Here is a 12,868-nt window from a genome sequence, read left to right on the forward strand (position 1 = left end):
ACAATCACATATGGTGTGGGGAATGGCGTACTGCCCGGAGAAATTCCTGACGGGTACTTGGATTACTTTTAAAAATGCCGCCGATTGATGTCGTACTGGTGGAGCTGGTGGCATCACACACACCGCGAGATTTCACACAATAATGGATAGCATCAATGGACACCGCTACGTTAGCGGTTCCCAGCAGCGTTTGTAGCGCTAGCAAAATTTGCTGAGTTAATCGCTCCTGCACCTGAGGGCGCTGAGAGAAGAACTGAACAATACGGTTAATTTTTGACAGGCCAATGACGTAATCTTTAGGGATATAAGCTACCGTTGCTTTACCGTCGATAGTCACAAAATGATGTTCGCAGGTGCTGGTCAGGGTGATATCCCGAACGGTTACCATTTCATCCACTTTCATTTTGTTTTCAATCAAGGTGATTTTAGGGAAGTTTGCGTAATCCAGGCCGGAGAAAATCTCATCCACATACATTTTAGCAATACGCTTGGGGGTTTCTGCCAAACTATCATCGGACAGATCCAAATTGAGCAACTGCATAATCGAAGTCATATGCTCCTCAATTTTCTGTTTGCGCGTATTGGCATCCAAAGGTTGACCTCGTAGTGGGGTCTCCAGTCCTCTGGCTTCTAATGCTGCATGAACTAACATCGCTTCTTTACTCAGGGATGACATCGTCGCTCTCCAACCTATGGCAATATCTTTGATAAGGATCACACCTTAAGCCTGACACTGTAATTTAGCCGACGCGGTTTATCCAGCATTCTGTAGAAATATTGTTAAATGAGAAGATATTTTAAGCTGGGTGCACAATTGACATTCGAGAGATTCCCGATCGCCCTCTCGGGTTTTAAACCCGCGTCACGAATGGTTACCGGCAAAGCCCATATCTCAACAAATTGTGGGATGGCTGTTGTTCGGGCATAATAAGCCGATATTTTCCATGTCCTCACCCCAAACCTTATGGGTTTGTAACGGAGCCGTCAGATGGACTGTTGTTCAACTTCTTCTTCACTTCTCACGCTGAGTCAGGCTTTAGATAAATTACTTTCTCAGGTTGAACCGGTTGACCAAACCGAACAAATCGATTTAACTCAGGCCGCTGACCGCATTACCGCACAAGCAATAACCTCGCCGCTAAATGTGCCGCCGTTTGATAACTCAGCGATGGACGGTTATGCCGTACGCCGTAACGAAGTGACCGAGTCCGCCGAGCTACCGATTGCTGGAAAAGCGTTTGCTGGTCAGCCGTTTCACGGTGAATGGCCTGCGGCCAGTTGTATACGTATTATGACCGGAGCCCCGATTCCCACAGGTACTGACGCGGTTATCATGCAAGAACAGGCTGAAGTGCTGGAAAACGGCGTGCGTTTTACTGCCATGCCAAAGGCGGGGCAAAACATCCGTTTAGCCGGTGAAGATATTCGTCAGGGCGCGGAAGTACTTCCTGCCGGTTCAAAATTGGGTGTCGCTCAACTTCCTCTTCTCGCTTCCTTAGGCGTTGCTCAGGTTACCGTGTATCGTCGCCTTAAAGTCGCCTTATTCTCAACCGGTGATGAGTTGCAAACTATCGGCCAACCGCTGCAGGAAGGTCAAATTTATGACACTAATCGCTTTGCCGTACGTTTGATGCTGGAAAAACTGGATTGTGACGTTATCGATCTGGGCATTATCCGCGATGATGAGACAGCGATTCGTGATGCGTTTGCCAAAGCCGATGCGCTGGCAGACGTTGTTATCACCAGCGGCGGCGTTTCCGTGGGTGACGCGGACTACACCAAACAGATCTTGGAGGAAATGGGTGAAATCAGCTTCTGGAAGCTAGCCATTAAGCCGGGTAAGCCTTTTGCGTTTGGTCGGTTAAGCCATGCGTTATTTTGCGGCCTGCCGGGAAATCCCGTTTCCGCTGCCCTGACCTTCTATCAATTAGTCCAGCCATTATTAATAAAACTGAGCGGTTACAGCCAGTGGCAAAAACCGCGTCAGATAAAAGTAAAAACCACAACGGCGCTGAAAAAATCCCCGGGCAGACTGGACTTTCAACGTGGTATTTTATCCAGTAACGCTCAGGGTGAACTAGAGGTAAGAACCACTGGCCATCAGGGTTCTCACGTATTTAGTTCATTCAGTCAGGGAAACTGTTTTATCGTACTGGAGCTAGAACGTGGCTCAGTGGCTGCCGGTGAATGGGTCACCGTTGAGCCATTTAATCCTCTGTTGGAGAGTTAATTCATGCTGCCGGAATTAAGCGATGCCGAAATGCTGCGCTATAACCGTCAAATTATCCTGCGGGGATTCGATTTTGACGGTCAAGAGAAGTTAAAAGCGTCCTCAGCACTGGTCGTCGGTCTGGGGGGGTTGGGTTGCCCGGCTTCCCAGTATCTGTGTGCAGCCGGTATTGGTTCTCTGACCTTGCTGGATTTCGATACGGTTGCGCTATCTAATCTGCAGCGTCAGATTTTGCATCGTGACGATCGTATTGGTATGGCAAAGGTAGAATCGGCCAAAATGACGCTAGCGGGTATCAACCCTCATGTGATGTTAGAGACGGTCAATGAAAATCTTGATGATAGCCAACTGGAAGCGTTGGTAGCTCAAGTGGATATCGTACTGGACTGTACCGATAATGTTGAGATCCGTAATCGTCTTAACCAGCACTGCTTTACTCTGCGGAAACCGATGGTTTCCGGAGCAGCTATTCGTATGGAAGGCCAAGTCAGCGTCTTCACCTATCAACAAGATGCGCCCTGCTATCGCTGTCTCAGTCGACTATTTGGCACCGAAGCGCTAACCTGCGTTGAAGCGGGCGTTATGTCACCGGTCGTGGGCATTATTGGTGCTATGCAGGCAACAGAAGCGATCAAAGTCCTGACCGGATTTGGCACGCCTTTAGCGGGTAAGTTATTAACCCTCGACGCCATGACCATGCAATTTAGAGAAATGAAATTGCCGCGAGATCCCAACTGCCCGGTTTGCCACGTTCCTGATTAATATTCTTGAGGCGGATAACCCCGTCCGCCTCAAGAAAAATAATGATTATTAAACAAACGGCTAAATTTCAGTTATTACAGAATATTATCGTCATTTTTTGGCGTTTGTTCTTCTGACTGCGCTTCACAGCTTTCTGTATTGCATTTAATTAACTCTACCGGTCCCTGATGCAATACAATCAACAACCAACCGGTTTGGCTGGTAAAATCCTCACCGTCAAACGGTTTTACACCGGCCTTACCGCCACACATCAGTAAATGCGAAGAAACCGCACACTCCCAACCGTGAGCCTTCAGACCCGCGGCTACTTCACTATCCTGCTCATCCATCCGGTCAAAAAATACCTTTTCTTTCGTCTCAATATCCTCAGCAACCCAAGCGCGTTTTTTCAACTGACTTTCAGTCAGGTTCTGTTCCTCACCTTTTTGATATGGACTGATGTGTAATACGGGTGGTGAAACCTCTCCACTTTCAGGATCAACGATTCGGTAATCACCGGCGAAGGAGACGCTCCCATCGTCTTCTGCGGCCTGAACCAACCCGATGGGAAGCAGCATCAGGGTGACAACCACAACACCGATTAATCGTTGGTAAATTCGACACAGCGGCTTACATACCTTATTTTGTCTTACCATGTTGCTTTCCTGTTGAATGCCAAAATTGTACGAATAATATAAAGAGTATGTACCAAATTGAACGATTGCGAATGGATTTATCAGGTTTGTTTGGCATAAAGGAGGTAACAATACTTTTCTATCAATCGATAGCCATCGTGATAACGACACTACCAATAAACTTTCAGATATAATCTAAATTAATTATCGGCAATAAACGATAACATCATTGAAGCAACACCTATCTGAACAGAGGGAATTTATCAGTATGCTAAAATATGGTTTTTATACTTCACTGAGATATCTGCTTGTTTGTTTAAGTTTACTCTGTAGTACAGCTTTATTTGCTGAAGATACGTTGTCTGATTCAGATAAAGAGGCAAAAATTCGTAAAACATTTGATGCATATTCTTTTCCTGAGTTAAAAGACAGGCTCCATGAACAAGAGAAAGAATTAGGGGCACTTATGTTATTACGCTCTATGCGTATATCAGCGCCACCTGATGAAAAAAATACGGAAAACACTTCGGGATACAGGGTTGCATCGCCAGAAACTAAATTTAATCAAATAAATAAGAGTGATAACTTCACGCCTTTAGCCCCCGATGTCGTGATCCATCAAGTTATTCAATACTTAAATAGCCTAACTTTTTCGCAGTCTATATATGAAAAAAGTTCTTCTTTTTCTACTGATTATCAAAAGTATCAATTATTAAATTCATTACCCTATTATGATAAATACGGTTATCCAGACCCTGAGATCAATATTACCCGCGTTAATTTTTATGATGGTAGTTCAATACCGTTAACTAAGTCCTCTCCCGAAGATAAAACAACAATTGAAAATACCAAACGCGCTACCAGCCTTTCACTCACCATAAGTTATACCGTTCCTAAAATAGCCAAACAGCTGCACTTTACCGATAAAGATAAATCGGTTCAGGAACAGATTGAACTGGCAAAAATAACCGGACAGGAAGTCGAACTGGAAATGACAAAATTCGCCTATAACAACATTCTGTATGTTGAGGGCCTGAACAGTCACGGCCAAGCTTTGAGGCAACTAGGCTCATCAGCCTATACCGGTGACTTTCGTTTTGTTGAACAGATGTATTCCATTACTGAGCAGGCTATTGAGCAAGTTGATAGTAATAAAATCAAGGATAAAGAAGCATTAATACAGTTTTTTATTAAAAATTACCCTTCACAGCCACAACCAGATAAAACTCAGTCAGAAAAATATATTGCCCATTACCAATTTGAGGGGGATGTTGCAGCCATTAATGTTTTTATGCAGCCAGAATCAAAAGTAGAAACCTATTCATTTGATATCAAAAGTAATGATTCACACTATTTTAATGGACTGTCCATCGCACAGCAGGAAAATGATGGTCATTATGGCTTGATGTCTGAACAGGGAGAATGGATTATTCCGCCCACCTATAAACGACTCGAACATGTTGCAGGCGATTACTACCGTGCCGCTGGGACAAACGCTGATATCAACAATATGTCTGTCTATCAACTCATACTGGATAAAAAGCAATTAAAAATTCAACCTTTCCTGCTTCAATTTGGGGTGGGTAAGATATATAAAGAAAATTATCTCGCCATTATTGATAAGGCACGAAAAAATCAGGATGAATCAAATACAGGTCTGCTGAATCTGGCAACCCACGAAATTATTCTGCCTTCAAAGTTTGGAACTGTTGATGTAGTGGATGGTTTTTATTATGGCTATCAATATAATAAAGAAAAACACAATCGAAGCTATGAAATATATAATCTGAAAAACAATAAACTTATTCTAAAAGGTGAGTTTGATGATGTTTATTTTGACGGCGAAAATTTCACCACCCGATATACCACTCGCACAACTGAACCCTTAAAGGGAAGCCCCGATAATTATAGCTTGGTGAATAATAAGTATTACGAATATCAACACTATGATCTCTATGATATAGATGGAAAAAAGCTCAACAACACCCCCTATTATAAGTTAAACAGCAATGCAAATTTTGGTAAAGCGGGATTACTGTTGGTGACAGACGCCGATAATAAACAATATTTTATTGACCGTGCGGGAAAACATGCCGGGCCAAACGTCAGCCAATATAAACACATTAAGCCTTTTTCTAATGGACTCGCCATCGTCCAGGGAGATAATGATAAATATGGTTATATTGATATCGCCGGAAAACTGGTTATTCCAACGATTTACACCAGCCCTGAATATTTTCAAGGAGGCAGCGCCAAAGTCGAAACCAATGACAATGTCCTGTTAATTACCCCAGAAAATAAGATTATCCATACTTTCAGCGAGCGTTTAAAATCCTATAGCACTAAGCAAGATGCTGACCATGCAACCTATACCCAATATAACGATATCTCCTATGATGAAAAAGGACAGGAAGTTACCAAAGAAAAATAACCCTTTCTGAATCGACAACATTGATATCTCTGAGGCGGGTGTGACAGAATGCACTCGCTTCTTTTTTATATTATTCGGTGATCCCATGCGTGTAATGCTAGCTCCAATGGAAGGTGTATTGGATGCCTTTGTTCGTGAGCTTCTCACAGAGATTAATGACTACGATCTTTGCGTCACCGAATTTGTCCGGGTGGTGAACACCCTGCTTTCACCCAAAGCTTTTTATCGTTTTTGTCCCGAACTGCGTAATGGCGGACGAACCAAGTCAGGTACCCCAGTGCGCGTTCAGCTATTGGGTAACTCACCCCAGTGGATGGCGGAAAATGCTTTTCGGGTAACGGAGTTGGGGTCTCATGGGGTGGATCTTAACTGCGGCTGCCCTGCCAAGCGCGTAGTCGGTGGTGATGGCGGTGCCAGCCTACTGAAATCGCCGGAAACCATCTATCAGGTGACTCGCGCCATGCGTCAGGCCGTTGCCGCTGATAAAACCGTCTCGGTGAAAATCCGGCTGGGCTGGGAGTCTATCGACCATCGATTTGAAATTGCAGATGCAGCACAACAAGGTGGTGCCAGCGAACTGGTGGTTCACGGACGGACCAAAGAAGATGGCTATAAAGCCGACAGAATCAACTGGCAGGCCATTGGTGATATTCGTCAACGGTTATCCATTCCGGTGATTGCAAATGGTGAAATCTGGAACTATGAAGATGGTCAACGTTGTTTAGATATTACGGGTTGTGATGGAATCATGCTTGGTCGAGGGGCGTTGAATGTACCGAATTTGGGAGCGGTAGTTAAACATCAGCAGGATAAAATGCCTTGGGAGCAGGTACTGGAACTGCTTAAGAAATATGTTCAGACTGAAAATCCGTATGATACTGGATTGTATAATATTGCAAGGACTAAACAGTGGTTGGGGTATTTGCGTAAGGAATATGCTGAAGCCTCTGAATTGTTTACCACAGTAAGAACAATTACCGATAAACAGCAATTATCCCACACCATTCTTCCATTCGAATAATTCCTCATTGGGCATAGCGTCTATTATGCCCTCTTCGGATACCCATTAGTTGTAGGTAAAATTCAATGTACCAGTGGCATTGGCCTGACCGGGACCCACGGGACTTGCCGTTTTATAGTAGGTAGCCGTAATCATCATTGGTATTGTGGCTGGCGCACCTCCCGTTACCGTGATGGTACCATTGTTATCGCTAGTACGCGTTGAGGTGGCTAGTGCAATGGGGGTATTTAGTGGTAGACCATTGTCATAGGTATTATACAGACTCGACTGAAGCCCGAGCTGTACACCGACATTGCTGGCAATGCCCGGAGAACCCGCATTGGTTAAAGCGATAACAGTATTGTTGGCCGTATCACCCGCAGTCACCTGAGGCGCAGTAACCGATAACGAAATATTGGTTCCCGGTTCACAATTTAAGGTCAAATCGGCCGAAGCGGTTCCTACTTTGATATTAGAATCAAAATCAGATAACTGAATATTACCCAGTGGTAAATTGACCGGAGAACCTGTCACATTACATCCCATCGCCTTCACGGTAATGTCACTGGTAGATACTGTAAATTGGGATGCGACATCTCCCTTAGAACTCCCGGGACTTTCACGGAAATCAACCTGTGCAATTGGTGAACCAAAAGAAAGCGTACCCGAACTTATTGGCCCGCCGGTGGCAATAAGCTCCAAATTATAGCTGGGGTTATTCAACTTATGGCTCGCTTTCCCATCGCCAGGCTGATAAGTGTTATCGATAGCCCTGACACTATCGTAAGGGCCAGCCTGATTCATGGTGGAAACTTTTACCCCCAGTCCGGTAAGTCCGGTAGGGAAAACCATATCCCCCGTTGGTGTAGCGGCAGACTGAGTCGAATTGGAGTAGAAGAAACCCACGACGTAATTATTACCACAGTCATTGATCTGTACACTCGAAGGATTAGCGCCTGGCCAAGACGACGTATAAATCACTTCACCGCCACTATAATTTCGGCTATCTACCACGATTTTTGAGGGTAACGTCAGATTGATTATCGCCGCATTAGTCAACCATGCCCGAGCACAGTTGGCATAAGCCCCAGATGACATACCGAGCAGAACCAAAGCCAGAAATAAATATTTTTTCATAAGATATCCATTTTATGTCGAGTCAGACATAACCCTATAATCGAGACCGCTTCAGACTAGTTATAAGTAAAGTTGATAGTTACAGTAGCGCTAAAATCGCCCGCTGTCGGCGTACCATGCGGGGTATACAGACGAGCAGCCATAACCAATGAGGCGGATTGCGTTGTGCCGTCAATGTTGACCATATAACTGGTGTTGTTACCCAGAGAGACCGTTAAATCGTTATTGAATAACTGCAATCCCAAGTCGTGAGCACCATCCGCAATGTTATTGGCATACAGGTAAGCCCCAAAGCCAGTATCTTCTGCATAAGGCGTTCCACTAAACGAGGCAGTAGCTTTACTGATAAAAGGTGAACAACCCGTCAGATTTACTGTGACCATCACTTCAGGCGTATGTGCTCCGGCAACGGATATGTTTTGGCGGTAATAGGTACCTAAATCGATATCGCCAGGAAAAGTAACCGTACAGGATGAGGCGTAAATCGCCCCAGTAACGTTTATTGGCACCGTATCAGAAGCATTATATGCTACCGCATTAAAACCAATGCCCAGCAATGCCATGCACAGATACCCCTTCATCAATAACCCCTGACTCCGATGACAACACTTAACTTTTTTACTGTCCATTTCCATCATCATTGAGTTTCCCGTCATTAAAGGCATTTTTCACGCAGAACGAGTACTCCAGACGCGGTTTTCTGCGGAGCAATTCGGTAATTCACTGTACATTGCTCATTGGCTGATTTTCCCCATTTCACCAGAAGCTGCCCTTCGTTTTGTAAACCGGCAACGTACACCTGTCCGTCGTCTCCAACAATGCTGCTTTTACTCAAGGCTTCGGTATCCGTGACATTGCTAACAACCGCGCCAAAAGGGATCATCCCCCCGCATATTCAAGGGTCATCAGTGCCCGATATCCGGTCTGAGTCATATATTCAGCACGTACCACAGCTCCGCGTGTTGGAACCACGCTCTTATTGGTATCATCCAGTTCGAGGTTATTGTTCGGAATTTCTTCAGTGTTCAGAGTGATATCACTCCTACGATAAGGTGAGGCATATGGTACTACCGCATAGCCTCGGAAGTCCGTCTTCACACCAGTTTGGTTATTGACTGGCACCCCTTCTGCACCGGGGGCTTTGACTAGCACAATGGTATCACTCAGCGGTTGGGAAAGCGTCACGCCATCACCATGCACCACAACACCGCCCTGAATACCATAGTTAAACCGGTCAGCATAATCATCATAACCATAACCTGCATTGAGCTTCGAGTAGGTTCCCTGATAGGTAACATTGGCATTACCCGTATTGGCATTGTCATCAGTCACGTACCCCTCTTGCACGCTCCAATTGAGGTTATTGTCTTGCAGCGCGGTTCCGTTGAGACCAACGTTATGAGAAGTGGGCCCATGTTTGGAGCTACTCAGGTTATAGTTTGCGCTACTTCCTGCTAACCACTTATCTAATGGAATACTAACATTGAAGGAGAACAGTTGATCGGTGCTCTTTCCATTATTGGAATCACCGTAATGATTATCGTTGTTACTATTATTAGAGTTGTTACTATTATTGGAGTTCTTACTGTAGGTATAGTTAAAACCATAGCTGATACTTTTCCAGCTGTTGTTATAGCCAACACTAACCGAACTCATGCGGCTTCTATTCCAATAATTCTCATTAACTAAGCTGAGGGACACCGTACCAAACACCACATCTTGCGACAAAGAAACATCGGTACGGTTGCGACGACGTCCGGTATTATCGTTATTGGAGTTGTCGTTATAGGTATCCAGCATATCCTGCAGGGTATAATACCCCCCGGTAGAATAGCGATAGCCCGCCACGCTGAAATTAGTACCCGTTTTAACAATGTTCTTGCTGTAGCGTACCCGCAGAGATTGACCATTTTGTCGATCGACTGATGAGTCATCTGGACTATGTATTTTTGACCACGCTTGGGTGACATCCATCGATAGTGCACCAATGTCCCCCATATTGACGCCTGAACCCAATGCGACCGAGCTGTATTTATTCTCAGCCTGCTGAGTACCACCATAAACGGTCATACCCCAAGGTATACCGTATATCGCCGTCATCTGGCCAAAATTCGTTTTTTGATCGTTACTATCGTTAGTACGTGTTCTTCCCCCGGTCAGGCTGTATTTAAGACGACCTTCGCGTTGTAATACCGGTAAAGAAGCATAAGGAATCACCAGATGCTGTTCACTACCGTCCGATTCTTTGATGGTAAGCTGCATGTCTCCTGAACCGCCAGTAGGGTACATGTCGTTAATTTCAAATGCTCCCGGCGGGACGGTAGTTCTATAGATGGTATAGCCATTTTGTTCGATCGTGACTTCCGCATTGCTACGTGCAATACCCCGAATAACGGGTGCAAAACCTTTCTGGCTATCAGGTAACATATCATCATCAGAAGAGGCCTGAGCGCCGCGAAATGCAACGCTGTCAAACACATCTGAAGGTGAAACGCTATCGCCCAATATCAACTGGCTTTTTAATGATTTAATATCACGAGAAACATAGTTATACACTGAGTCCCAATTGTTTTGTCCGTCGTCGTTATGATTCCAAGTAGAGTAGTTACGATAACGCCAAGGGCCAAGATTCACCCCCGGACGTAAGTTAACGTATTGGCTATTTTGCGTACTGTCAGAACCATGTCGAGGCATCGTAGTCGAGGCCGACACGCTATAGTTAAGCAATAGTGCATTAATCCCGTCATCCCACTGTTCAGGTGGTACATAACCTCTAGCAAAAGAAATCACCGCAATCTGTGGAATACTTAGATTCAAGCGCTGTTCATTAAACTTAAATACGGCAGAAGCCTGTGAAATAGCGGATAAATTTGCACACTGACTATTTGCTTCGCTGAGGTCGGAATAATTTTCGGTTTTAACACCCCAACTTTTCAACTGTTCCACACTTAAACAAGGCTGAAGCGAACTGTTGCCCTGCTTATCGGTCACTTGTTTAAACTCAATCTCTTTAGTATCGACAAGCTGTTTGTTAATAAAAACATCAACGCGATAGCTACCAGGAGCCTGGGAACCCGTTTCAAACGAAGACAAATCAACAGAAGGGGGTACCGAATTAGTCATCTCAAGCAGTGCCGGATTAAAATAGTCCTGCGATATCGCATAAGGCACACATAACGTAGGCAGCAGACTGGCTGCAATAATCAATTCACGCCGAGAATTTTTACAGATTTCCATCTTGCTTACACCCTAAGCTGTCTCTATCTATATCCTTGACTATTATGTGAATTAACCACCTAACTCACATCGCAACAGAACAAAAAGAGTACAAATTAAAAGGTGGCTGAATGTTCTGAGCCAGCCATGCCATAGTCATTCAGAATTCTCCACGACACTTTTCCACTGCCTGAATTTTGATGAAGTGGGAAAACAGCCTGAGAACGGGGAGCCACATAAGTCACATTGGGCACCTCTTTGCCATTCACTTTGATTTGAGCAAAGTTCATGTAGTACGGCGTAGGGTTATTCACGGTGATACTATTACCACTTTTACCCCATGCCAGTTGCTGAGTTAATGATTCTGGCTCTGCATCTTTCAGGTTTACTGGCCTATAAATGAGTTTAACCCTTGAGTTAACAGCAATTTGCAATGTGTTACTTGAAGAGTTCTTGGTCGTAGACGGAATCCCTTTGACGTTTAACCAGTACATCGACTCCCGGTCTTCTGGCATTGGCACACCTGAACGAACAATGCGTAAGACATTTTTGTCACCGGCATCTAACCGGAATAATGGGGGAGTAATAATGATGGCATCTTTGCTTGGTGTATCTGCATCTGCGGGGGTGATCCAAGATTGAACTAAATTAGTGACACTATCTTTATTCTCTAACGACACAGAAGTTTCTTTCTTACTGCCATCAAAGATCACACGAGTTCCGCCAATAACAACGCTGGCATTAGCCTGAAAAGCAGTCGTTATAAACAGAGAAAAAAGTATGGGCTTCCATAATAACTTCATCGTGAAATCCTTTTATTTTTAACAAAACTGAAGGGAAACTAATTGAAAAACAGTTCTGAACCGGATAAACCCAGTTCAGGACTGTATATGTTAACTTATTTAATTAGTTATAACTAACCGTATAAGTAACCACAGATTGAACATCACCCGATGTAACACCTGTCGCGGTAGCAACTAATCGAGCTGTATAGTTAGCCGCAATATCACCACCCGCAATCGGTAACGTAATTGGTTGATTACCATCGTTGTTAATGATGTCTGTATCGCTGCTATCTTTCAGCAATACTGCCACGTTAGCCGCCGCCGTTGCGCCAGTCAGGCTATTTTTGAAGTAAGTTTCATTGCCATCAGTTGTACCACTAAATTTGACCGATGCTGTGGTTGGCACACCGGCTCCCGCTGTCGGACACCCCTTCAAATTGATGGTGAAGGCCTTTGGTGCACCCGTCATGCCAGCACCACTTAAATCACTTTTCGGTGTTGAACCTATATCAATGGTCTTATCAGTAGAACCATCAACATCAACGGTACAACCAGCATCAATAACTTTACCGGTAAAAGTTATTTCTCCAGCCATAACGGTCGATGGAATTGCAGTGAATAATGCAGCTGCAAGTAATACTTTGTTAATTTGAACTTTCATAGTGATGTCCTAATCCATTATTACGTTCAGAA

10 protein-coding genes and 1 pseudogene are annotated in these 12,868 nt (G+C 44.4%); 4 read left to right on the plus strand and 7 right to left on the minus strand.

Annotated features, from left to right (window positions below; all coding sequences use genetic code 11):
* Positions 1 to 4: 4 nt before the first annotated feature.
* The gene (folE, locus tag HYN51_RS08720) at positions 5 to 676 is read right to left on the minus strand and encodes a GTP cyclohydrolase I FolE (RefSeq protein ID WP_108899677.1); all 672 of its coding nucleotides are present in this window, start codon (positions 674 to 676) and stop codon (positions 5 to 7) included.
* A gap of 312 nt (positions 677 to 988) precedes the next feature.
* Between folE and moeA the strand changes: the two genes are divergently transcribed.
* Positions 989 to 2,230, plus strand: coding sequence for a molybdopterin molybdotransferase MoeA (moeA, locus tag HYN51_RS08725; RefSeq protein WP_108899678.1), 1,242 nt, complete (start codon positions 989 to 991; stop codon positions 2,228 to 2,230).
* 3 nt (positions 2,231 to 2,233) lie between these two features.
* Positions 2,234 to 2,992: a molybdopterin-synthase adenylyltransferase MoeB gene (moeB, locus tag HYN51_RS08730; protein ID WP_108899679.1), complete on the plus strand. Its 759-nt coding sequence runs from the start codon at positions 2,234 to 2,236 to the stop codon at positions 2,990 to 2,992.
* 74 nt (positions 2,993 to 3,066) lie between these two features.
* Here the strand turns inward: moeB and HYN51_RS08735 are convergent, their stop codons facing one another.
* Positions 3,067 to 3,627, minus strand: a complete 561-nt coding sequence (locus HYN51_RS08735; RefSeq protein WP_108899680.1) for a hypothetical protein — start codon at positions 3,625 to 3,627, stop codon at positions 3,067 to 3,069.
* Positions 3,628 to 3,874: 247 nt separating this feature from the next.
* Here HYN51_RS08735 and HYN51_RS08740 point away from each other — a divergent pair, with 247 nt between their 5' ends.
* Both HYN51_RS08740 and dusC read left to right on the plus strand, forming a co-directional pair.
* Entirely contained in the window at positions 3,875 to 6,037 is a 2,163-nt protein-coding gene (locus tag HYN51_RS08740; protein ID WP_108899681.1) for a WG repeat-containing protein, read from the plus strand.
* An 85-nt stretch (positions 6,038 to 6,122) separates the two neighbouring features.
* Positions 6,123 to 7,058 carry a tRNA dihydrouridine(16) synthase DusC gene (gene dusC, locus HYN51_RS08745; RefSeq protein ID WP_108899682.1) on the plus strand — a complete coding sequence of 312 codons (936 nt, stop codon included), beginning with the start codon at positions 6,123 to 6,125 and terminating at the stop codon, positions 7,056 to 7,058.
* Between the two features lie 45 nt (positions 7,059 to 7,103).
* Here the strand turns inward: dusC and HYN51_RS08750 are convergent, their stop codons facing one another.
* From HYN51_RS08750 to HYN51_RS08770, 5 genes and pseudogenes are all read right to left on the minus strand, one after another.
* A complete protein-coding gene (locus tag HYN51_RS08750) occupies positions 7,104 to 8,174 on the minus strand; it encodes a type 1 fimbrial protein (protein ID WP_108899683.1) in 1,071 nt (356 codons plus the stop codon).
* Positions 8,175 to 8,230: 56 nt separating this feature from the next.
* Positions 8,231 to 8,815: a fimbrial protein gene (locus tag HYN51_RS08755; protein ID WP_157953009.1), complete on the minus strand. Its 585-nt coding sequence runs from the start codon at positions 8,813 to 8,815 to the stop codon at positions 8,231 to 8,233.
* 14 nt (positions 8,816 to 8,829) lie between these two features.
* Positions 8,830 to 11,411: pseudogene (locus HYN51_RS08760) on the minus strand (fimbria/pilus outer membrane usher protein).
* Between the two features lie 95 nt (positions 11,412 to 11,506).
* Positions 11,507 to 12,193, minus strand: a complete 687-nt coding sequence (locus HYN51_RS08765) for a fimbrial assembly chaperone (protein WP_108899685.1) — start codon at positions 12,191 to 12,193, stop codon at positions 11,507 to 11,509.
* 103 nt (positions 12,194 to 12,296) lie between these two features.
* A complete protein-coding gene (locus HYN51_RS08770; RefSeq protein ID WP_108899686.1) occupies positions 12,297 to 12,836 on the minus strand; it encodes a fimbrial protein in 540 nt (179 codons plus the stop codon).
* Between the last annotated feature and the right edge of the window lie 32 nt (positions 12,837 to 12,868).

The sequence above is a fragment of the Limnobaculum parvum genome (assembly GCF_003096015.2).
GTDB classification, from domain to species: domain Bacteria; phylum Pseudomonadota; class Gammaproteobacteria; order Enterobacterales; family Enterobacteriaceae; genus Limnobaculum; species Limnobaculum parvum.